This is a genomic window from Citrobacter youngae (assembly GCF_003818115.1).
Lineage (GTDB): Bacteria > Pseudomonadota > Gammaproteobacteria > Enterobacterales > Enterobacteriaceae > Citrobacter > Citrobacter youngae.
The window spans coordinates 1-22,811 of sequence record NZ_RPOI01000003.1; the positions used below are offsets into that span (position 1 = coordinate 1).

The 22,811-nt window shown below is 51.1% G+C and carries 21 protein-coding genes and 1 other annotated feature; of the genes, 6 read left to right on the forward strand and 15 right to left on the reverse strand.

Annotated features, from left to right (window positions below):
- The 5 genes from EHN13_RS00920 to dnaK form a co-directional block, all read right to left on the reverse strand.
- The coding region (locus EHN13_RS00920; protein WP_124020729.1) for a radical SAM protein at nt 1-344 on the reverse strand (344 nt) is incomplete at its 3' end.
- A 103-nt stretch (nt 345-447) separates the two neighbouring features.
- Entirely contained in the window at nt 448-1,941 is a 1,494-nt protein-coding gene (locus tag EHN13_RS00925) for a sulfatase family protein (protein WP_060855449.1), read from the reverse strand.
- Nucleotides 1,942-1,961: 20 nt separating this feature from the next.
- Entirely contained in the window at nt 1,962-2,726 is a 765-nt protein-coding gene (locus tag EHN13_RS00930; RefSeq protein WP_048212749.1) for an outer membrane protein OmpK, read from the reverse strand.
- 441 nt (nt 2,727-3,167) lie between these two features.
- The gene (dnaJ, locus tag EHN13_RS00935; RefSeq protein WP_003837322.1) at nt 3,168-4,301 is read right to left on the reverse strand and encodes a molecular chaperone DnaJ; all 1,134 of its coding nucleotides are present in this window, start codon (nt 4,299-4,301) and stop codon (nt 3,168-3,170) included.
- Between the two features lie 85 nt (nt 4,302-4,386).
- Nucleotides 4,387-6,309 (reverse strand): molecular chaperone DnaK, encoded by a 1,923-nt coding sequence (dnaK, locus tag EHN13_RS00940; protein ID WP_003018959.1) that lies wholly within the window; start codon nt 6,307-6,309, stop codon nt 4,387-4,389.
- Nucleotides 6,310-6,693: 384 nt separating this feature from the next.
- Between dnaK and EHN13_RS00945 the strand changes: the two genes are divergently transcribed.
- The 3 genes from EHN13_RS00945 (at nt 6,694) to satP (ending at nt 8,553) form a co-directional block, all read left to right on the forward strand.
- On the forward strand, nt 6,694-7,098 hold the full coding sequence (locus tag EHN13_RS00945; RefSeq protein WP_003018965.1) for a DUF2541 family protein: 405 nt from the start codon (nt 6,694-6,696) through the stop codon (nt 7,096-7,098).
- A 26-nt stretch (nt 7,099-7,124) separates the two neighbouring features.
- A complete protein-coding gene (msyB, locus tag EHN13_RS00950) occupies nt 7,125-7,838 on the forward strand; it encodes an acidic protein MsyB (protein WP_124020730.1) in 714 nt (237 codons plus the stop codon).
- A 148-nt stretch (nt 7,839-7,986) separates the two neighbouring features.
- A complete protein-coding gene (gene satP, locus EHN13_RS00955; protein ID WP_124020731.1) occupies nt 7,987-8,553 on the forward strand; it encodes an acetate uptake transporter in 567 nt (188 codons plus the stop codon).
- Nucleotides 8,554-8,587: 34 nt separating this feature from the next.
- Here satP and EHN13_RS00960 read toward each other — a convergent pair whose 3' ends face one another.
- The 3 genes from EHN13_RS00960 to tal all read right to left on the reverse strand — a co-directional run bounded on the left by EHN13_RS00960 (nt 8,588) and on the right by tal (nt 11,671).
- Nucleotides 8,588-9,895 (reverse strand): MFS transporter, encoded by a 1,308-nt coding sequence (locus tag EHN13_RS00960; RefSeq protein ID WP_124020732.1) that lies wholly within the window; start codon nt 9,893-9,895, stop codon nt 8,588-8,590.
- A gap of 124 nt (nt 9,896-10,019) precedes the next feature.
- Nucleotides 10,020-10,607, reverse strand: a complete 588-nt coding sequence (mog, locus tag EHN13_RS00965) for a molybdopterin adenylyltransferase (RefSeq protein WP_003018973.1) — start codon at nt 10,605-10,607, stop codon at nt 10,020-10,022.
- 110 nt (nt 10,608-10,717) lie between these two features.
- On the reverse strand, nt 10,718-11,671 hold the full coding sequence (gene tal, locus EHN13_RS00970; protein ID WP_005124064.1) for a transaldolase: 954 nt from the start codon (nt 11,669-11,671) through the stop codon (nt 10,718-10,720).
- A 274-nt stretch (nt 11,672-11,945) separates the two neighbouring features.
- Between tal and EHN13_RS00975 the strand changes: the two genes are divergently transcribed.
- Nucleotides 11,946-13,376, forward strand: coding sequence for an alanine/glycine:cation symporter family protein (locus EHN13_RS00975; protein ID WP_124020733.1), 1,431 nt, complete (start codon nt 11,946-11,948; stop codon nt 13,374-13,376).
- A 77-nt stretch (nt 13,377-13,453) separates the two neighbouring features.
- On the forward strand, nt 13,454-14,227 hold the full coding sequence (yaaA, locus tag EHN13_RS00980; RefSeq protein ID WP_048212754.1) for a peroxide stress protein YaaA: 774 nt from the start codon (nt 13,454-13,456) through the stop codon (nt 14,225-14,227).
- Nucleotides 14,228-14,311: 84 nt separating this feature from the next.
- Here yaaA and thrC read toward each other — a convergent pair whose 3' ends face one another.
- From thrC to yjjY, 6 genes are all read right to left on the reverse strand, one after another.
- A complete protein-coding gene (gene thrC, locus EHN13_RS00985) occupies nt 14,312-15,598 on the reverse strand; it encodes a threonine synthase (protein ID WP_124020734.1) in 1,287 nt (428 codons plus the stop codon).
- A gap of 3 nt (nt 15,599-15,601) precedes the next feature.
- A complete protein-coding gene (thrB, locus tag EHN13_RS00990) occupies nt 15,602-16,531 on the reverse strand; it encodes a homoserine kinase (RefSeq protein ID WP_124020735.1) in 930 nt (309 codons plus the stop codon).
- Nucleotide 16,532: 1 nt separating this feature from the next.
- Nucleotides 16,533-18,995, reverse strand: a complete 2,463-nt coding sequence (thrA, locus tag EHN13_RS00995) for a bifunctional aspartate kinase/homoserine dehydrogenase I (protein ID WP_124020736.1) — start codon at nt 18,993-18,995, stop codon at nt 16,533-16,535.
- Between the two features lie 23 nt (nt 18,996-19,018).
- Nucleotides 19,019-19,145, reverse strand: a sequence feature (Thr leader region).
- The gene (gene thrL, locus EHN13_RS01000; protein WP_032337689.1) at nt 19,075-19,140 is read right to left on the reverse strand and encodes a thr operon leader peptide; all 66 of its coding nucleotides are present in this window, start codon (nt 19,138-19,140) and stop codon (nt 19,075-19,077) included. It overlaps the preceding feature by 66 nt.
- A gap of 206 nt (nt 19,146-19,351) precedes the next feature.
- Nucleotides 19,352-20,038, reverse strand: coding sequence for a tRNA/rRNA methyltransferase (locus EHN13_RS01005; protein WP_124020737.1), 687 nt, complete (start codon nt 20,036-20,038; stop codon nt 19,352-19,354).
- Nucleotides 20,039-20,437: 399 nt separating this feature from the next.
- Complete coding sequence (gene yjjY / locus EHN13_RS01010; protein ID WP_001541509.1) at nt 20,438-20,578, reverse strand: YjjY family protein; 141 nt, start codon at nt 20,576-20,578, stop codon at nt 20,438-20,440.
- 95 nt (nt 20,579-20,673) lie between these two features.
- Between yjjY and arcA the strand changes: the two genes are divergently transcribed.
- Complete coding sequence (gene arcA, locus EHN13_RS01015) at nt 20,674-21,390, forward strand: two-component system response regulator ArcA (protein ID WP_124020738.1); 717 nt, start codon at nt 20,674-20,676, stop codon at nt 21,388-21,390.
- Nucleotides 21,391-21,450: 60 nt separating this feature from the next.
- Here the strand turns inward: arcA and creD are convergent, their stop codons facing one another.
- Nucleotides 21,451-22,797 carry a cell envelope integrity protein CreD gene (gene creD, locus EHN13_RS01020; RefSeq protein ID WP_061067200.1) on the reverse strand — a complete coding sequence of 449 codons (1,347 nt, stop codon included), beginning with the start codon at nt 22,795-22,797 and terminating at the stop codon, nt 21,451-21,453.
- Nucleotides 22,798-22,811 lie beyond the last annotated feature (14 nt).

Below are 22,811 nucleotides of genomic sequence, written 5' to 3' on the forward strand. Positions count from 1 at the left end.
AAAAAAATAGCCCATTCGTCGTCAATCAATATACCGTTAGTCTGGAAGGTATTTATAATCGTTTTACCGCCAGAATAACGCTGCTGCAATGCCAGCGCTCGCCGATAAAATGCCAACCCCATCAGCGTAGGTTCTCCCCCCTGCCACGCAAAAATCACGTCATTCACATCCTGCGCGGCAATATGCTGTTTGATGAATAACTCGAGCATGTCATCTGACATTCTGTAATTCGCTTTTCTATCCGGATAAAGCATCTCCTTTTCCAGATAAAAACAGTATTTACAGTCCAGATTACATACCGAGCCTGTCGGTTTAATCATGACCTGACAACTTTTTGTCTGCATTGTGATAGCTCCATAAATAAAAGAACCTGGCTCAGCACAAAAGCGTTGAACCAGGCGGGCATAGCCCTAAGTGGCATACCTTATGTTTCTTATAATTATTCTGTTAGCCCCAGGTGACTGGCGTTGGCTTGTCACCGCGAGCTTTCATCAGCGAATCGTTGTCAATGTCCTGTTTGTATTTCAGGAACTTGCCATACAGTTGTTTCTCGATTTCAGGCTGTTTGCCAATCTGGTTAAGGGTTTCAAAGCGATCTTTTTTCAGGTTGTAGAGGTATTTGGGTTTATTTTCACGATCGATAATCATCTTCCAATCGCCATCACGGATCGCCCATTCGTCAGTAGGATCATCCTGGAACGGCATATCAATACCAAAAATAAGTGGCTTCTGACGCGCTAACGTTTTCTGTTCCAGTAATGGAACCAGAGACTGCCCATCGTAGGTACGATCTGTTGGCAGTTTAAAGTTCATCATGTTTGCTAACGTCGGCACCCAGTCAAGACCATAAACTGGCGTATCCGTTACCATCCCCTGCGGAATATGTTTACCGTACTTGATGATTGCCGGAACACGGATACCGCCTTCCCAAAGGTTATCTTTACGACCGCGAAGCCCATCCGTTTCACCCGCCAGGTTCAGTTCATATACTTTGCGAGCCTCGCGTGTCACTGGGCCGTTATCACTGGTGAAAATGACAATGGTGTTATCTTCTTCACCCATTGCCTTGATCTTATCCATTACTTTACCGACCTGAGCATCCATATAGCTGATGTTCGCGTAGTATTCGCCTGTTCCGCGCCATGGCTTATCCGCCCAGTCGCCGTAAAACAGATCCGGATGCTGTTTCTGGTAAGCGCTCATATATTGCGAATACATGTCGAGGTACTTTTTCGGCGAGGCCAGCGGGCTGTGAACTTCCGTGAACGCGACATATAAGAAGAACGGTTTGTCGTCTTTCTTGTTATCCAGCCAGTTGACGACTTCAGAACTGACAAGCTCGCCGCTCATGGTGTCCGCACGACCAATATGCTGTCCATTGCGGATCCAGCCAGTGGGATGCACCATGCCATAGCGGGGACGTTCTTTTGCGTTATCAAGCGTAGCATCCGTGACGAATCCCGCCGGGTTTACCAGGGTGTAGTCAAACCCCATGTCCTTCGCCTGCGGTTGATCGGTGCGATCGCCCCCGGCATTTAGGTGCAATTTCCCCATCATCGCCGTGTCATATCCCTGTTGCTTTAACAGGTTGGCAATCGTCAGTTCATTCCGTCCCAACGCGACATCTTTGCCTTCAGGGATCCAGGAACGGATCCCTGTACGGAATGGCATACGTCCCGTTAATAAACCCGCACGAGAAGGAGAGCACAGCGGCGCGGGCGCATAGTAGTCGGTAAATTTCACCCCTTCCTGTGCCAGCTTGTCGATATTAGGCGTTTTGACGATTTGATGGCCATAAGTCGCGAGATCGCCATAGCCCAAATCATCAGCCATAATAATCACTAAATTAGGCTGTTTCGCTGAAGCTGCATATGTTGTTTGTAATGCGCTCCCGGCACATAATGCCAGCCCAACCAAACTCGCCACGACTGTTTTTTTCATTTCCGATCCTTTGGTTTTATTTAAAATGAATACCCAATCATATAAATCATCTGATCCCCGTAACCGTCATAACCCAGTTTGTTTTCAAAATAGCGATACGTCACTGTAGCTTTCCATCGTGGATAAAATTTCCATGCCAGTGTTAATCCGCCATTTAATCCATTCCGGCCAAATTGCTGTTCCGCATAAGCATCATTTCTATCAAGCTCAATTTCATTCCAGTCAGATAAAACAAATTTCTCACCAAATAAAGTAAAATTGTAAGCCGCAGTCCAGCCAATAACGTAGCCATTCCAGCCGCTGGTTTGTCCATATCGTTGTGATACATAATCACCAGATTGGTTATGCAAACCTATATAGGGTTTTAAAAACCCCCAATCTCCGCTCCAGCCGAGATAACCCAGACCATAAAACATATCCAGATCGTCCCCCCAGGAGTTATCCCACTGGCCATAAATCTTGCCAAAGAAGGTATAATCAGAATCAAAGAGACGCACATGGGTCATCGCCGACACCGTATGATTTCGACCGGCTACAGCATGATTTAACACATTACTTTCAATAAATGAGTAAAATTCGGCTTCTCGAAAATTGACACCAAAATCCGCTGTTGCTTTCCAAACCTCGCCACGATGTACATTGACAAATCCGCTATTCCAGTCGGCATAACCGGCATTAATAGACCCAAAAGAATTTTTATACTCCAGAGCTTGTGCTGCATGGCTAAAAAGAGAAGGCACTATAAGTATAAGACAAGCTAATAGTCCATTTTTTATCCGAGGCATTGAATGTATTCCCCATAATTATAATTAATCCATCAATAAATATTGTGTTACCGCGGTGACAAATAATAATGAAATAGAATGACAGGATAGTGATGTAAATCTCACATCAAGGAAGGTGAATCGTTATTACTGGTAGTGTGTCAGAATATGTTGTTTGAGAGGAGATAAGTAATTATTTCGCCAGAAATATGACTGTAGTTGCCTTTTAAATTAGGTTGGCCGTGATTATTTATTGATGTTAAAACAATCACATCAACCAGGTATGCGGCTGTGAATAGTCAAAAAAGATGTTAGTTCTAAAACCGTAGCACTGCTCCACACATCATACTATTCCAACAAGGTAAAATAATATATCCGATGCCGGTAAGGGTCTGGATATCCATCTGCCAGGTAAAAAAAAGGCCATCTCATCGCTGAAATGGCCTTTTCTCTACTTTTATTTTAGCGCGTCAAATCGTCAAAGAATTTCTTCACACCGTCGAAGAAGCTTTTGGAACGCGGGCTGTTTTGTTCACCCGTCGGGCCACCAAAGCTATCCTGCAGATCTTTCAACAGCTGTTTCTGTTTGTCGTTGAGGCCCACCGGGGTTTCAACCACCACACGGCACAGCAGATCGCCCTGTGCGCCGCCGCGTACAGACTTAACGCCTTTACCACGCATGCGGAACAGTTTACCGGTCTGCGTTTCACCTGGAATTTTTAACTTCACGCGACCATCCAGCGTCGGGACTTCAATCTCGCCACCCAGGGCTGCCATTGCAAAGTTAATCGGCACTTCGCAGTACAGGTTATTGCCTTCACGCTCGAAGATTGGGTGCTGTTTAACCTGCACCTGCACGTACAGATCACCTGCTGGCGCGCCATGCTCACCGGCTTCGCCTTCACCAGACAAACGGATACGGTCGCCGGTATCGACCCCTGCCGGAATTTTAACGGACAGCGTTTTGCTCTTCTCAACGCGACCATGCCCGTGGCATTTGTTGCACGGATCTTTAATCAGCGTACCGCGGCCCTGACAGTGCGGACAGGTCTGCTGTACGGCGAAGAAGCCCTGGCGCATCTGTACCTGACCAGAACCGTGACAGGTTGGACAGGTTTGTGGCTGAGTGCCTGCCTTCGCGCCGCTACCGTGGCAAACGTCACACTCTTCCAGCGTCGGAATACGGATCTCTTTGGTGACGCCACGCACGGCTTCTTCCAGAGTGAGATCCATGTTGTAACGTAAATCAGCACCACGTGAGGCGCGCTGACGACCACGACCGCCGCCAAAGATATCGCCAAACACGTCACCAAAGATATCGCTGAAGTCAGCCCCGCCGCCAAAACCGCCGCCGCCGCCCATGCCGCCTTGCTCAAACGCAGCATGACCGTACTGATCGTAGGCCGCACGTTTTTGCGCATCGGTCAGGATCTCGTACGCTTCTTTGATCTCTTTAAACTTGGCTTCGGCCTCTTTATCACCCTGGTTGCGATCCGGGTGATATTTCATGGCCAGGCGCTTGTAGGCCTTTTTGATTTCACGCTCTTCCGCTGATTTGGAAACGCCTAAAATCTCGTAATAGTCTTGCTTAGCCATCTCTTTTTATCTGCCCCTAACATGCGTGCACGGGCGGAGAGGAAACCTCTTCGCCCGTGCCAGTAATTACCCGTTCAAAGGGCGATTATTTTTTGTCTTTCACTTCTTCAAACTCGGCGTCGACAACGTCGTCATCTTTCGCGTTATTTGCAGAAGCATCAGCGCCTGCTGCACCAGCCTGTTGCTGTGCGTGCTGTTGCTGAGCGATTTCCATCAGTTTCTGGGAAACCTGTGCCAGCGCCTGCATTTTCGCTTCGATATCTGCTTTGTCTTCACCTTTCAGAGACGTTTCCAGCGCGGTCAGTGCAGACTCGATGGCAGTTTTGTCGTCAGCCGGCAGCTTGTCGCCTGCTTCTTCAACCTGCTTGCGAGTGCTGTGCAGCAGATGGTCACCCTGGTTACGGGTCTGAACCAGCTCTTCAAACTTACGGTCAGATTCTGCGTTCGCTTCTGCTTCGCGAACCATTTTCTGAATTTCTTCTTCGTTCAGACCAGAAGAAGCCTTGATGGTGATCTTCTGCTCTTTACCGCTGTTTTTGTCTTTCGCGGAAACGTGCAGGATACCGTCGGCATCGATGTCAAAAGTAACTTCGATCTGCGGCATACCGCGCGGAGCCGGGCTGATGCCATCCAGGTTAAACTGACCAAGATCTTTGTTATCAGCAGCGCGTTTACGTTCACCCTGCAGCACGTGGATGGTTACCGCAGACTGGTTGTCTTCAGCGGTAGAGAACACCTGGCTGTGCTTGGTCGGGATAGTGGTGTTTTTCGCGATCAGCGGAGTCATTACGCCACCCATGGTTTCGATACCCAGAGACAGCGGGGTAACGTCCAGCAGCAGCACGTCTTTAACATCACCGGTCAATACACCACCCTGAACAGCAGCACCGATTGCTACGGCTTCGTCCGGGTTAACGTCTTTACGCGGTTCTTTACCGAAGAACTCAGCGACTTTCTTCTGCACCATCGGCATACGCGTCTGACCACCAACGAGGATAACGTCGTTGATATCAGATACGGACAGGCCAGCATCCTGCAGAGCAACTTTCAGCGGCTCGATAGAACGGTTAACCAGGTCTTCAACCAGGCTTTCCAGTTTCGCACGGGTCACTTTGATGTTCATGTGTTTCGGGCCGGTCGCGTCTGCAGTGATGTACGGCAGGTTCACGTCGGTCTGCTGAGCGGAAGACAGCTCAATCTTCGCTTTCTCAGCGGCTTCTTTCAGACGCTGCATCGCCAGCGGGTCATTACGCAGGTCGATACCCTGATCTTTCTTAAACTCGTCAACCAGGTAGTTGATCATACGGCTGTCGAAGTCTTCACCACCCAGGTGGGTATCACCGTTGGTTGCCAGAACTTCGAAGGTTTTTTCGCCGTCAACTTCGTCGATTTCGATAATAGAGATATCGAAAGTACCACCACCGAGGTCATATACCGCGATAGTACGGTTGCCGACTTCTTTATCCAGACCGTAAGCCAGCGCAGCTGCGGTTGGTTCGTTGATGATACGTTTTACTTCCAGACCTGCGATACGACCGGCGTCTTTGGTTGCCTGACGCTGAGCATCGTTAAAGTATGCAGGTACGGTGATAACGGCTTCAGTTACCGGCTCACCCAGGTAATCTTCAGCGGTTTTCTTCATTTTTTTCAGCACTTCAGCAGAAATCTGCGGCGGTGCCAGTTTCTGACCTTTTACGTCAATCCATGCATCACCGTTGTCAGCACCGATGATTTTGTACGGCATGATTGCTTCATCACGCTGTACTTCTTCGTCCTGGAAGCGGCGGCCAATCAGGCGTTTAATCGCAAACAGGGTGTTTTGCGGGTTTGTCACTGCCTGACGTTTAGCCGGCTGACCAACCAGGGTTTCACCATCCTGGGTATAAGCAATGATAGAAGGCGTGGTGCGATCGCCCTCGGCGTTCTCCAGCACACGTGCAGTAGTGCCATCCATAATCGCTACACAAGAGTTGGTAGTACCCAGGTCGATACCAATAATTTTACCCATCTAAACGTCTCCACTAAAAATTCGGTCATCATGTGGTTGTGAATCTGTAATAAGGGCGAAACGTGCGGTTTCAACTACCCTGAATCGTTTTTTTTCAGACTCACCACTGCGGTTGCTTACAAGATGGGGTCGTAACCCACGTCATCAAGGGGGGCATGAAAATTTTTTTTTAGCGCAGTGGCGATAAAATCGTAGAGAAAAGGCAGAAAGCTGAAAAAATGAATAGTCGCCAATTAAAATTAATTCATAAAACCAATGAAAATGGTAAAGTTATTCACGAAAAAATTGTAATAAAAAGAAAAGATTACGAGCATGAATCATGATTCTGACAGCGGTAAGATGGTCTGAAACGACACACTTTTACAGCCGTCAAAGAGAAATTCCATGAAATCCGTATTAACCCTTTCCGCCAGCCTGCTTATGGGCCTGCTACTGAGCAGCGCCGCACACGCTAATGATCATAAAGTCCTCGGCGTGATCGCCATGCCCCGTAATGAAACCAACGATCTGACGCTGAAACTTCCCGTTTGCCGCGTGGTGAAACGCATTCAACTTACGGCCGATCATGGTGATTTACAGCTCAGTGGTGCATCGGTTTATTTCAAGGCTGCCCGCATGTCCAGCCAGAGTCTGAACGTGCCTTCCTCCATCAAAGAAGGGCAAACGACCAATTGGATCAACATCAATAGCGACAACGACAATAAGCGCTGCGTGAAAAAAATTACCTTTTCCGGTCATACGGTGAACTCTTCTGATATGGCGACGCTGAAAATCATCGGCGACGACTAATCCCTTCTGCACAAGTAGAATTCAGTATGAATGTCACCTATTTGAATGACGACGATCTCGACTTTCTTCAGCATTGCAGCGAGGAGCAGCTCGCCAATATTACCCGCCTGCTTACGCATAATGAAAAGGGGAAAGCCCGTCTGTCGAGCGTACTCAACCACAACGATTTATTTAAATCGATGGAAGGACATCCGGAACAGCACCGCCGCAACTGGCAACTAATCGCAGGCGAGCTTCAACATTACGGCGGTGACAGTATTGCCAACAAATTGCGCGGACACGGGAAATTATACCGGGCGATTTTGCTGGATGTCTCAAAGCGGCTAAAGCTCAAAGCAGATAAAGAGATGTCTACGTTCGAAATTGAACAGTCTCTGCTGGAACATTTTTTACGCAACGCCTGGCAAAAAATGGATGCTGAGCACAAGCAAGAATTTCTTCAGGCGGTCGATGCAAAAGTCTCTGAGCTGGAAGAACTGTTGCCACTATTAATGAAAGACCGCAATCTGGCAAAAGGGGTGTCTCACCTGCTCTCCGGCCAGTTAACCCGAATTCTGCGTACGCACGCTGCTGTTAGCGTAATCGGGCACGGATTACTGCGCGGAGCCGGACTTGGCGGCCCGGTAGGTGCGGCCTTAAACGGGGTTAAAGCGGTGAGCGGCAGCGCTTATCGGGTGACGATCCCGGCGGTACTCCACATTGCCTGCCTGCGCAGAATGCTCAACCACACACAAGCGTGATGCCCATCACAGGGAAAATAATTCGTTTTCCCTTCGTGAGATCATAGACAGTGCCCTCTCCCCTGATTATTATGCCGCGCCCCGAAGACAGTGATCGTTATTTGGGGAAACTATTTCACCATTCAATCAATGATGATTTTGAGGAATTATGGGCAACACTAAGTTGGCTAATCCGGCACCGCTGGGCCTGATGGGCTTTGGCATGACCACCATTCTGCTTAACCTGCATAACGCGGGTTTCTTCGCTTTAGACGTTATTATTCTGGCGATGGGCATTTTCTACGGCGGTATCGCGCAAATTTTTGCCGGTCTTCTGGAATATAAAAAAGGCAACACCTTCGGTTTAACCGCCTTTACCTCCTACGGTTCGTTCTGGCTGACGCTGGTTGCGATTCTGCTGATGCCGAAAATGAGCCTCGCGGATGCAACCAATGGTCAGTTCCTGGGCGCTTACCTGGGTCTGTGGGGCGTGTTCACTCTGTTCATGTTCTTCGGTACGCTGAAAGCCGCGCGCATGCTGCAGTTCGTGTTCCTGAGCCTGACAGTGCTGTTCGCCCTGCTGGCCGTTGGCAACATTGCAGGTAACGAAGCAATCATTCACGTAGCGGGTTGGGTTGGCTTAGTGTGTGGTGCAAGCGCCATTTACCTGGCGATGGGTGAAGTGCTGAACGAACAGTTTGGCCGTACCATCCTGCCAATTGGTGAAGCACACTAATCTGCCTTTATCCCCCCGCAAGGGGGGATAATCTTTACAGACGCTGTAATTCTCCCTCTACGCCTGTATCACGATGATAAATATCCTGTCGCAGCCAAATCCCCAGACCTAACCCCACCAGCGATAACGCCAGCACATACCAGGCCGGAGCCATTGGCGACACGCCCATTAACATCGTCACGGCGATTGGCGTCAGACCACCAAAAATGGCATATGAGACGTTATAGGAAAAGGAAATACCGGTAAAACGGACTTCCGCCGGAAACGCCCGCACCATAACATAAGGCACTGCGCCGACCACGCCAACGCATAATCCCACCAGCCCGTATAACAGGAACAAGTGCTGAGGATGGCTACCGGTCAGGTGATAGAAAAACCAGCTCGAGCAGGCCAGCAACAGGCTGCCGACAGTAAAGGTTTTGCTGGCACCAACCCTGTCGACAATAAATCCGGCCAGCAGACAGCCGACGCACAGCATAATGGTAGCGACACTGTTGGCCTGTAACGTTAGCGCGGGTGCAAAGCCATATTGCTTTTGCAACCAGACGGGCGACATCAGGATCACCACTACAATCCCGGCCGAGAGCAGCCAGGTCAGTAGCATTGACACCACCACCGCTTTTTTATGTTTGCTCACCACCGACTTTACCGGCAGTTCCTGCGCCAGCGCCTTACGTTGCTGCATCTCGAGAAAGATGGGCGTTTCCTGCAGCCAGCGGCGCAGGTACATCGCCACCAGCCCAAAAACGCCCCCCAACAGGAACGGGATACGCCAGCCGTAGTCATGCACCGCCTGTTGCGTCAGGTTGGTATTCACCAGCGTCGCAACCACCGATCCCAGCAGAATTCCCACCGTTAGCCCGGCGGTCAGCGTGCCACAGGCAATGCCGATGCGGCGCTCCGGTACGTGCTCCGCCACGAACACCCACGCGCCTGGCACTTCTCCGCCGATGGCAGCGCCTTGCAAAATGCGCATCAGCAGTAACAGCAGCGGTGCGAGGATCCCCATTGAGGCGTAGGTAGGCAAAAGACCAATCGCCAGCGTCGGTATCGCCATCAGCAAAATGCTCAGGGTGAACATTTTCTTACGCCCGACCAAATCGCCAAAGTGCGCCATGATGATGCCACCCAGCGGACGCGCCAGATATCCGGCGGCAAAAATGCCGAAGGTTTGCACCTGACGTAGCCACTCAGGAATGTCTGCCGGAAAGAAGAGTTCACCAACAACAGCGGCAAAGAAGACGAAGATAATGAAATCATAAAACTCAAGCGCACCGCCGAGGGCGGCAAGCGTAAGAGTTTTATAATCCTGGCGATTCAGCGGTCGAGAGTGTTGTGACATAGCAAACCATCAGTCAGTGGAGTTATTGAATCTGTTTGTCGATATATGTAAAGCAAAAATTACTATATCGTAAACAATTCAATACTCCACTGTCATTGGCACTTATGCCACGATCGGGCTACTTTCAGGCGTTTGTATCGCGAATTGCGCTTTTCGGACGAAAAGATGCTACAACAGCCGGTGCGGTTTCGACATACGGCCCATCCAATAGCTGTATACAATACGGTACACTTGCAAAGATACCCGGCACGATAACCTTACCGTCGGCATCTTTTACGCCTTCCAGCGTTTCTTTGATCGATTTCGGCTGCCCCGGCAGATTCAGGATCAGCGCCTGTTTACGAATCACGCCGACCTGACGAGAGAGGATCGCCGTTGGCACAAAGTGCAGACTTATCTGGCGCATCTGTTCGCCAAAGCCCGGCATCTGACGGTCAGCGACGGCAAGCGTGGCATCAGGCGTCACATCGCGACGAGCCGGACCGGTACCACCGGTAGTCAGCACCAGATGGCAGCTCATTTCATCCACCAGTTCGCATAAGGTCTGTTCGATGATCGCCTGTTCATCCGGGATCAGTCGCGTTTGCAATTCAAAAGGGGTAGTAAGGGCAGATGCCAGCCACTCTTCAAGGGCCGGGATACCTTTATCCTGGTAAACGCCGCTGGAAGCACGGTCAGAAATGGACACCAGGCCAATGCGTAAAGTATTCATGATTATTCCGTTTAAACAGTCTCGTTAAACAGAATGATACACTGCGAAAGGAAGGACAGACAGGTTTCAGAAGAGGTAGCGTGACCCCTATCAGGGCCACGCTCTAATGATTACAGCAGATCGCCGATCATTTTTTCCAGTTTACCCTGGTCTACAGCAAACTTACGGATACCGTCCGCCAGTTTGTCTACAGCCATCGGATCCTGGTTGTGCTGCCACAGGAACTCAGCTTCGGTGATGCGTGCAGGACGCGCTTTCACTTCGCCGGAGAAGGACAGTTTACGTTCGATAGCGCCTTCGCTTTCCGCCAGCTCTTTCAGCAGTGCCGGAGCAATCGTCAGACGATCGCAGCCTGCCAGCTCAATGATTTCGCCGATGTTACGGAAGCTCGCGCCCATGACTACGGTTTCGTAACCGTGCTGTTTGTAGTACTCGTAGATTTCCGTTACGGAAACCACACCCGGATCTTCTGCCGGTGCATACTCTTTCTTGTCGGTGTTGGCTTTGTACCAGTCAAGAATACGACCAACGAACGGAGAAATCAGGTATACGCCAGCTTCAGCACATGCACGCGCCTGCGCGAAGGAGAACAGCAGAGTCAGGTTACAGTTGATGCCTTCTTTTTCCAGCTGCTCAGCGGCACGGATACCCTGCCAGGTAGAAGCCAGTTTGATCAGAATACGATCGTTGCTGATGCCAGCATCGTTGTACAGTTTGATCAGACGTTTTGCTTTCGCGATAGACGCGTCGGTGTCGTAGGACAGGCGAGCATCAACTTCAGTAGAGATACGACCCGGGACCAGTTTCAGGATCTCCAGACCGATATTGACGGCCAGTTTGTCGGTCGCGTCGACGACCTGTTGAGCGCGGTCGTTGCTCTGCTGCTTAGCCCAGGCTACAGCGTCATCAATCAGCTTGCGGTATTCTGGGATCTGCGCTGCGTTAAGAATGAGAGAAGGGTTAGTTGTGGCATCCTGAGGCTGATACAGCTTCATTGCCGCGATGTCTCCGGTGTCGGCCACTACTGTGGTGAACTGACGAAGGGAGGTCAATTTGTCCGTCATGATAGCGATTCTCTTTAAACAGCTTGTTAGGGGGATGTAACCGATCTTCCCTGATGATAGCACGACGCACTCTCAGCGCAACCGCCGGGATTGTCCAACTCACTGCTCATTCCCGATTACGCATCTTAAAGCCCCTGATGCGCAATTAAGGGTTATCCCCATTGTTATGGTAAACTCCCGCAATCACTCTCCTGACAAGGTATATACTGTTCGATAATTGGTAGCGCTTACATGGGAATATTCGCGCGTACCGGCATCAACAAGAGGGATGTTAATGCCTGATTTTTTCTTGTTTATTAATGAAATACTCTGGGGTTCGGTGATGATCTACCTCCTGCTTGGTGCAGGATGTTGGTTCACCTGGCGTACCGGGTTCGTGCAGTTCCGCTACATTCGCCAGTTTGGCACAAGTCTTAAAAACAGCATTAGCCCGCAGCCGGGTGGCTTAACCTCGTTTCAGGCATTGTGCACCAGTCTTGCCGCACGTATTGGTAGCGGGAACCTGGCCGGCGTAGCGTTGGCGATCGCCGCTGGCGGCGCAGGGGCCGTCTTCTGGATGTGGGTCTCAGCGATCATTGGCATGGCAACGTCATTCGCCGAGTGCTCACTCGCGCAACTGTATAAAGAACGCGATAGCAAAGGACAGTTCCGCGGTGGCCCTGCGTGGTATATGGCTCGTGGGCTGGGCATGCGCTGGATGGGCGTACTCTTTGCCATCTTTTTACTTATTGCCTATGGACTGATTTTTAACAGCGTTCAGGCAAACTCTGTCTCCCGCGCATTGGCATTTGCGTTCGACATCCCTCCCCTCGCTTCCGGCATCGCTTTGGCGATACTGTCATTCCTGGTGATCATTGGCGGTATTAATGGTGTTGCCCGTCTGATGCAATGGTTTGTGCCGATCATGGCGCTGCTGTGGGTTGGATGTAGCATCATCATCTGCCTGTGGCATATCGGGCAGCTTCCCGACATTATCGTCACCATTATAAAAAGCGCCTTTGGCTGGCAGGAAGCCGCGGCGGGTGCGGCCGGATATACGCTAAGCCAGGCTATTGCCAACGGTTTTCAGCGCGGCATGTTTTCTAACGAAGCCGGAATGGGATCTACGCCGAATGCAGCCGCGTCAGCAGCCTCCTGGCCACCGCATCCTGCGGCACAAGGCATTGTGCAAATGATCGGTGTGTTAGGCGACACTCTCGTTGTCTGTACGGCCAGCGCCATGATTATTCTGTTGGCGGGCAATGGCGCCGGCTATGTGCCCATGGAAGGCATCCAGTTGCTGCAGAAGGCCATGGTCTCACTGACCGGCGAATGGGGGGCTGGGTTTGTCGCATTTATTGTGATTCTGTTTGCCTTTAGCTCAATTGTCGCCAACTACATCTATGCGGAAAACAATCTCGTCTTCCTGAAACTGGACAATATGCGTGTCATCTGGCTATTGCGCATCGCCACCGTTAGCACCGTCATCGGCGGAACATTAGTCAGCTTCCCGCTGGTCTGGCAGTTGGCCGATATCATTATGGCTTGTATGGCCATCACTAACCTGACGGCGATTCTGCTGCTTTCTCCGGTTGTCCATACCATCGCCAGCGACTATCTGCGCCAGCGCAAACTCGGTGTGCGCCCGGAATTTGATCCGCACCGTTATCCTGATATCAGACAACAGCTTGCACCGGATACATGGGATGAAACGCCGCGCAGCTAGCGCGGCAATCACAACCATCGATCAATTCTGTCGTTTTTTTTGCTAAAGTCGCAGTAAATCTCCTGCAAGGACTGGATATGCTGATTCTGATTTCACCTGCAAAAACGCTCGACTACCAAAGCCCGCTGGCTACCACACGCCATACGCTGCCTGAACTGCTGGACCACTCCCAGCAGTTAATCCACGTGGCGCGTCAACTCTCTGCGCCGCAGATCGGCAAGCTGATGGGAATTAGCGACAAGCTGGCGGATTTGAATGCCACGCGTTTCCATGACTGGCAGCCTGACTTCACGCCGGACAATGCGCGCCAGGCCATTCTGGCGTTTAAGGGCGACGTGTATACCGGATTGCAGGCTGAAACCTTCAGCGAGGCGGATTTCGACTTCGCTCAGCAGCATTTACGCATGCTGTCCGGGCTGTATGGTGTTCTGCGCCCGCTGGATTTGATGCAACCCTACCGTCTGGAGATGGGCATTCGTCTGGCCAATGCGAAGGGTAAAGATCTCTATCAGTTCTGGGGAGATACCATCACCGATAAGCTTAACGAAGCGCTGGGAGCACAAGGCGACAGCGTGGTGATTAACCTCGCCTCAGACGAGTATTTTAAATCCGTGAAGCCGAAAAAGCTGAACGCAGAACTGATTAAACCAGTCTTCCTTGACGAGAAGAACGGCAAGTTCAAAGTCATCAGCTTTTATGCCAAAAAAGCCCGCGGCCTGATGAGCCGCTACATCATTGAAAACCGCTTAACGCAGCCAGAACAGTTGACCGCTTTTAACAGCGAAGGCTATTTCTTTGATGAAGAAGCGTCAGGAAACGGCGAACTGGTGTTTAAACGCCACGAGCAATAATTTACATGCCGGATGGCGGCTAACGCCTTATCCGGCCTGCAGGTTTTGTAGGCCCGCTAAGCAAAGCGCCAGCGGGCACCACCATTAACCGCGAGTCATCATCAGCTTACGCAGTTGCGCAAAATCAGCGGGCAGATGATGCGAAAGCAGCGGCAAGTCTGCACGTTCAGCCAGCTCTTTTGGTAGATCCAGCGTGACATTCAGAATCTGTTCAACGCTTTCTTTAAATTTCGCCGGATGTGCAGTGCCAAGGAACAGGCCATATTCGCCCGGATTCAACTGGTCACGCAGTGCACGATACGCCACCGCCGCATGCGGCTCTGAGGTGTAACCAATCTTCTGCAGTTCACGCATGGTATCCTGCGTCGTTGCATCATCAACGGCGGCATAACCCAGCTCATTCAGGCGCCATATTTTACGGCGGAACAGTTCCTCCACACGCGGCCAGTTGTTCGGCTGGCTGACATCCATGGCATTCGATAACGTCGCCTGAGTCGCTTTCGGCGCCCACTCACCTTCAGCAAGGAAACGCGGAACCGTATCGTTGACGTTAGTTGCCGCAATAAAGCGCTTCACCGGTAAGCCCAGTGATTTCGCCAGCAGCCCGGCGGTCAAATCGCCAAAGTTACCGCTGGGAACGGAAATAACCAGCTGATTCCGCGCCTCTTGCGGCAGTTGAGCCACGGCTTCAAAGTAGTAGCAGATTTGCGCCAGCAGGCGACTGATGTTGATGGAGTTTGCGGAATTCAGCCCCAGAGCTGCCTTCAGCTCTTCGTCATCAAACGCCTGTTTCACCAGCGCCTGGCAGGCATCAAAGTCACCATCAATCGCAACGGTTTCAATATTGCCGCCCAGCGTACAGAACAGTTTTTCCTGTAATGGGCTGATCTTGCCATTTGGGTAGAGGATCACCACACGCACATTTTTCAGGCCATAAAAAGCATGTGCAACTGCGGCCCCGGTGTCTCCGGATGTCGCAGTCAGGATTGTCACCGGTTTGTCGCCGCTGATGTGCGTTAGCATTTGCGCCATAAAGCGCCCGCCAAAGTCTTTAAACGCCAGTGTCGGACCATGGAACAGCTCCAGACAGCCGATATCACCTTCGACCTGAGCGACCGGTGCCGGGAAGGCAAACGCCGCACGCACGCGCTCTTCCAGGATCTCTTGTGGGATCTCCGTGCCAATAAATGCGGAAAGGATCTTAGCGCTGCGGCTGACGAAGTCCTGGTTCAGCATCTCATCCACTTCTGTCAGATTAAATTCCGGCAGCTCGTGCGGAAAAAACAATCCCTGATTCTTGCCAAGCCCTTGCGTGACGGCCTGCGCAAAGCTGACCTGTTCGTTGTGATCTTTCAGATTATAGAGTTTCATTGATTATCCCAGTACCCGTGCGCCCGCCGTGTCCAGCCGGCAAATATGAACAAAGCCTTCCTGATTTTGCAGGTAATTTTTACCCAGCCAGTCTGCTACGCGCTGTGCCGTATCCGGCTTATCGCATAAGGCGAACAGCGTCGGCCCCGAGCCGGAGATGCCGCTGGCCAGCGCGCCGATTTCCGCTACCGCCTGACGCGCCTGGCTAAAGCCAGGCAGCAAACGGGTACGGTACGGCTCAGCAATGACGTCTTTCATCAGCTTCGCGGCAAGCCCCGGCTGACGGGAATAGCAGGCGTGGATAAACCCTGCCAGATGTCGCCCGTGGGCAATACAGTCCTGACGACGATATTGCGCAGGTAAAATCGCCCGCGCTTCTGCTGTGGAAACTTTAATACCTGGATATGCCAGCACCCACAGCCACTCATCAAAGCCTGGCACCTGCTGGCTGATAATGCCGTTTTCTTCGATCATTAGCTGCATGCCGCCCAAAAAGCACGGGGCGACATTATCGTAGTGAATACTGCCGGAGATACGCCCTTCCAGTTCACCCATAATCGCCAACAGTCGCGTATCGTTGAGCGGTTTACCGCAGTACTCATTCATCGCGACCAGTGCGGCCACAACGGAACAGGCGCTGGAGCCTAACCCGGAGCCAATCGGCATATTTTTTTCCAGCGTCATCGCCACTGGAACGCTTTTACCCAGCTCCTGACAGAAACGCTCCCAGCACTGGTAGACGATATTTTCTCGCGGCTCAGACGGCAGCTTGTTAGCAAAACGCCCGAGGTTGTTCAGGCTGAACTGGTCTGCCGCCTCAACCGAGACCACGTCACCCAACAGTGAACCATCTACCGGGGTTACCGCCGCCCCGAGCACATCAAACCCGACGCTCATATTGGCACTGGAAGCCGGGGCATAAACTCTCACCATGTCAGACTCCTAACTTCCATGAAAGGGTGCGTAACAGGTCGGCGAATACGCCCGCCGCCGTCACGTCGTTACCCGCACCATATCCACGCAGCACCAGCGGTAGCGGCTGATAATAGTGGCTGTAAAACGCCAGCGCGTTTTCACCGTTTTTCACTTTGAACAGCGGATCGTTGCCGTCTACTGCCTCTATTTTCACGCGACAGACGCCGTCTTCTTCAATATTGCCAACATAGCGCAATACTTTACCCTCATCACGGGCTTTCGCCACGCGCGCGGCAAACTCGTCATCCAGCTGCGGCAATTTCGTCATAAACGCGGAAACATCACCGGAATCATCAAACTCTTTTGGCAGGACCGGCTCAATAACAATGTCAGAAAGCTCCAGCTCATGACCGGTTTCACGGGCGAGGATCAGCAGCTTACGCGCTACGTCCATACCGGAAAGATCGTCACGCGGGTCAGGTTCGGTGTAACCCATCTCACGCGCCATGGTGGTGGCTTGCGAGAAGCTCATTCCTTCATCCAGCTTGCCGAAAATAAACGACAGCGAGCCGGAAAGAATACCGGAGAAACGCTGCAATTCATCACCTGCGCTGAGTAGATTTTGCAGGTTTTCAATAACCGGCAAGCCCGCGCCCACGTTGGTATCGTAGAGGAATTTACGCCGGGACTTCGCCGCTGCAAAACGCAGCTGATGGTAGTAATCCATCGACGAGGTGTTGGCCTTTTTGTTCGGCGTAACCACATGGAAGCCTTCGCGCAGGAAATCAGCATATTGATCCGCCACCGCCTGGCTTGACGTACAGTCGACGATCACCGGATTAAGCAGATGATATTCTTTTACCAGACGAATTAAGCGCCCAAGGTTGAATGGCTCTTTCGCGCTTTCCAGCTCCGCCTGCCAGTTTTCCAGATTCAAACCATGGACGTTGGTCAGCAGAGCCTTCGAATTCGCCACGCCGCACACGCGAAGATCGATATGTTTGCCCTTCAACCAGCTTTGCTGGCGCTTGAGCTGCTCAAGCAGTGCTGAACCCACCCCGCCTACGCCAATGACAAAGACTTCAATCACCTGGTCGGTGTTGAACAGCATCTGATGGGTGACGCGTACGCCAGTAGTTGCATCGTCATTATTCACCACCACCGAAATAGAACGCTCAGACGAGCCTTGCGCGATGGCCACGATATTGATGTTGGCGCGGGCCAGCGCAGCAAAGAATTTCGCCGAGATACCGCGCAGCGTGCGCATACCATCACCCACAACCGAGATAATCGCCAGACGCTCAGTCACCGCCAGCGGCTCGAGCAGGCCTTCTTTCAGTTCGAGATAGAATTCATCCTGCATCGCGCGTTGCGCACGCGCGCAGTCGCCCTGCGGAACGCAGAAGCTGATGCTGTATTCAGAAGAGGATTGCGTGATCAGCACCACCGAGATGCCCGCACGCGACATCGCGGCAAAAACGCGCGCCGCCATGCCTACCATACCTTTCATTCCAGGGCCGGAGACGCTAAACATCGCCATGTTATTAAGGTTAGAAATACCTTTCACCGGCAAATCGTCTTCATCACCGCTGGCGCCGATCAACGTGCCCGGCGCTTGTGGATTGCCGGTATTTTTAATCAGGCACGGGATCTGGAACTGGGCAATTGGGGTAATGGTGCGCGGATGCAGAACTTTGGCGCCGAAATAAGAAAGCTCCATCGCTTCCTGATAAGACATCGACTTCAGCAATCGGGCGTCGGGTACCTGGCGCGGATCGCAAGTATATACGCCGTCAACATCGGTCCAGATCTCACAACAGTCCGCGCGTAAACAGGCGGCCAGTACGGCGGCAGAGTAGTCGGAGCCATTGCGCCCCAGCACCACCAACTCACCTTTTTCATTCCCGGCAGTAAAGCCTGCCATCAAAATCATATGATCTGCTGGAATACGACTGGCGGCAATGCGGCGCGTAGATTCGGCGATATCAACGGTAGATTCGAGGTAATGGCCTACCGCCAGCAATTTCTCGACCGGATCGATAACGGTAACGTGGTGCCCGCGCGCCTCCAGCAGGCCTGCCATGATAGCGATCGACATTTTTTCGCCACGGCAAATAAGCGCGGCATTGATGCTGTCCGGGCACTGTCCCAGCAGGCTGATACCGTGCAGGACATGTTTAATTTGGGCAAATTCTTGTTCAACGAAGGCTTTGAGCGGAGCCAGCGGAAAACCCGGCTGCGCGGCGGCGAGACCAACCAAAAGCTCTGAGAAAATACGTTCGGCGTCACTGATATTGGCTAAAGCGTCCTGACCACCGATGGTCTTCTCAATCATCGCCACCAGATGGTTGGTAATTTTTGCGGGGGCAGAGAGCACGGTCGCGACCTGCCCCTGCCTGGCATTGCTTTCCAGAATATCGGCAACTCGCAGAAAGCGCTCTGCATTTGCCACTGATGTACCGCCGAACTTCAACACTCGCATGGTTTACCTCGTTGCCTTTGGTCGAAAAAAAAGCCCGCACTGTTTAGGTGCGGGCTTTTTCTTGTGTTTCCTGTACGCGTCAGCCCGCACCGTTACCTGTGGTAATGGTGATGGTTGTTGTAATGGTGATGCTGATGCGTTTCATGATGTTGTGTGCTCTGTAATTATTTATGGCCTGTCTTGTATTCTTTTAGGGTTAAAGTATCTGCTGACCTAAGTCAATAAATTTTTAAATTGATCACATTCCGAAACTTGTTCACGAGCGACTGCTTGCCCTTTTATTTTCAACCAATACAGCGTGCGCACCCCACTTGAAGTCAGAATCAAACACTAAAAAATAAAACAAAGAAGACATTTTATTTTGTAATATTTTTTTCGATATCATGTAAAAAACGGTGCAACATTGCCGTGTCTCGCTGCTCTAACAGACCCATTCGCTGTTGCAGCCAGTCCGTCAGCTTAATGTCGTCAGAAACGTTCAGCGTGGCTAATAAACGCAAAACACGTTCGCGCAATGCCTGTAGCTGATGCTCATCCGTCACCTCAATGTTTCTGGCCGGTTGTTGTATTAAACCTGCTAATTGATAGCAATACACCATCACCGCCTGCCCCAAATTGAGTGATGGATAGTCAGCCACCATAGGTACACCGGTGAGTACATCCGCCAGAGCCAATTCTTCGTTGGTCAACCCCGAATCTTCACGACCAAAAACCAGCGCGGCGTGATCCATCCACGTTGATTTTTCCTGCAACAGGGGAACCAATTCGACCGGCGTGGCGTAATAATGAAACTTCGCCCGGCTGCGCGCCGTGGTGGCGACGGTAAAATCCACGTCGTGAAGCGCCTCCGCTAATGTTGGGAAAACGTTAATATTATCAATAATATCACCCGAGCCATGCGCAACCCATCGCGTCGCAGGCGCCATATGAGCCTCGCTATCAACGATCCGCATTTGTGTGAATCCCATGGTTTTCATAGCACGAGCTGCCGCGCCAATATTTTCGGCTCTGGCGGGAGCAACCAGAATAATTGTTAAACGCATTTTGATACTCTTTTTGACCGGCCTGCAGATAATTATGTGATGTGCATCAACATATTACGCAGCGCGAATTTACATATTTTTAACAGAAATCACTGAAAAAGCATTTTACATTCAGTAAAAAATGCTAAACTATTTCCTGCATGTACTATTGCTTTTTATGTTAACAGAAGTTGCATATCCTTCTGTTTATCCATGATAATTTGATTTAGAATGGTTCTCATAGATTGGATTCATTACATTTATTAATTAGCGCGTGCAACTAGTTGTAATATTGCAATTTTGTGATGAAAGCTATCATTTAGATACGTTGATTTCATCAAACTGTTAACGTGCTACAATTGAACTTGATATATGTCAACGAAGCGTAGTTTTATTGGGTGTCCGGTACGTCTTAGCCTGTTATGTTGCTGTTAAAATGGTTAGGATGACAGCCGTTTTTGACACTGTCGGGTCCAGAGGGAAAGTGCCCACGACCAAGCTAATGATGTTGTTGACGTTGATGGAAAGTGCATCAAGAACGCAATTACGTACTTTAGTCATGTTACGCCGATCATGTTAATTTACGACATGCATCAGGCAGGTCAGGGACTTTTGTACTTCCTGTTTCGATTTAGTTGGCAATTTAGGTAGCAAACATGCAGACCCCGCACATTCTTATCGTTGAAGACGAGTTAGTAACACATAACACGTTGAAAAGCATTTTCGAAGCGGAAGGCTATGATGTATTCGAGGCGACAGATGGCGCGGAAATGCATCAGATCCTCTCTGAATATGACATCAACCTTGTGATTATGGATATCAATCTGCCAGGTAAAAATGGTCTTCTGTTAGCGCGTGAACTTCGCGAACAAGCTAACGTTGCACTGATGTTCCTGACGGGCCGTGATAACGAAGTCGATAAAATTCTCGGCCTCGAAATCGGCGCTGACGATTACATCACCAAGCCGTTTAACCCACGCGAACTGACTATCCGTGCTCGTAACCTGCTGTCCCGCACCATGAATCTGGGCACAGTGAGCGAAGAGCGTCGTAGCGTCGAAAGCTACAAGTTCAATGGTTGGGAGCTGGACATCAATAGCCGCTCTCTGATTGGCCCTGACGGCGAGCAGTATAAACTGCCACGTAGCGAATTCCGTGCCATGCTTCACTTCTGCGAGAATCCGGGCAAGATCCAGTCTCGCGCAGAACTGCTGAAAAAAATGACCGGCCGCGAACTGAAGCCGCATGACCGTACCGTTGACGTAACAATCCGCCGTATTCGTAAGCATTTCGAATCCACGCCGGATACACCAGAAATCATCGCTACCATTCACGGTGAAGGCTACCGTTTCTGCGGCGATCTGCAGGATTAATGTCATCCTGACTGGTATAAAAACGGCGCTTTATGCGCCGTTTTTCATTCTACTACGCCCCTATTTCCACAACCGTAATTCATCGTCCTCAGTTGCGTTCTCCTTTTTGGGCTTTGGCTGTGCAAGCCGGTGCCAGTCAAGATGACGCGTCAGGAACATCACCCCACAAAGCGCCAGTAACAGCACGCCCGTTCCCAGCAGTAACGCGCTGTCCTGCGAACGCAACAGTACCCACATCACGCCATCCAGTCCCAGCAATGCTGCGGTAAAAAACAGACTGTTACGCCATCCCTGTAGTATCGCCTGTAAATACACGCCGTTCATCAGCGCGCCTACCAGGCTTGCCGTAATCCACGCCGCAGTAAAACCCACATGCTCCGACAGCGCCAACAACAGCAAATAGAACATCACCAGTGATAATCCCACCAACAGATATTGCATCGGGTGCAGACGCAGACTGGTCATACTCTCGAGCACAAAGAAAGACATGAAAGTCAGTGTAATCAATAAAATGGCATACTTTGTCGCCCGATCTGTCAGTTGATACTGATCCGCAGGCGTAGCCACAGCGACGCTAAACGCAGGCATGCCCTGCCAGCCAATCTTCTCATCGCCGAAGCGTTCTCCCAGATTATTCGCGAACCAGCTACTTTGCCATTGCGCCTTAAACCCTGACTCACTGATTTCACGCTTAGCCGGAAGAAAATCGCCGAGAAAGTTAGGGTGTGGCCAGTTGCTGGTCACAGTCATTTCGCTATTACGACCAACCGGGACGACAGAAAAATCACCGGTTCCACTCAGATTAAGCGACAACACGACACTGAGATTTTTTTCCGCCCAGCCGGCATCCGGTAGCGGAATGTGGATCCCCTGAGCACGGCCATCCAGCCCAGTACCGGGTTCGACCGCCAGCGATGTTCCATTAATCTGCGAAGCCTTCACGACGCCAATCCCGCGCGCGTCGCCCACGCCAACCACAATAAACGGTTTACCGACGCTGACATTGGGATGGTTTAAATCGCTCAGCCGTTCGGCGTTAAACTCAGCCTTCACCGATAAATCGTTGTGCCAGACCTGTCCTTCATAAATACCTATCTTCCGCGCTTCAACGTTCTGGTTACCCTCAACAACCAGCGATTCCGGCAACCAGAAGTGGATGTAGCTGCGCTTTCGCTGGATCTGTTTGTCACCTTCCAGCTCGGTATACAGTTCCGTCACCGGGACGGCAATCAGCGGGCCTACCACCTTTTGCGGCCCACTGGTGCTCTGTCGAATAGCATCTTCTACCTCACTACGGTAGTCCGACCGCTCAACAATAATCTGCCTGATCATCGTCAGTGGAATTAACAGCAGCAGCATAGCGCCACCTAAGGTGACTATTTTCCAAAACAGGGGGGATTTAAACATAGCGTTCTCCTTTG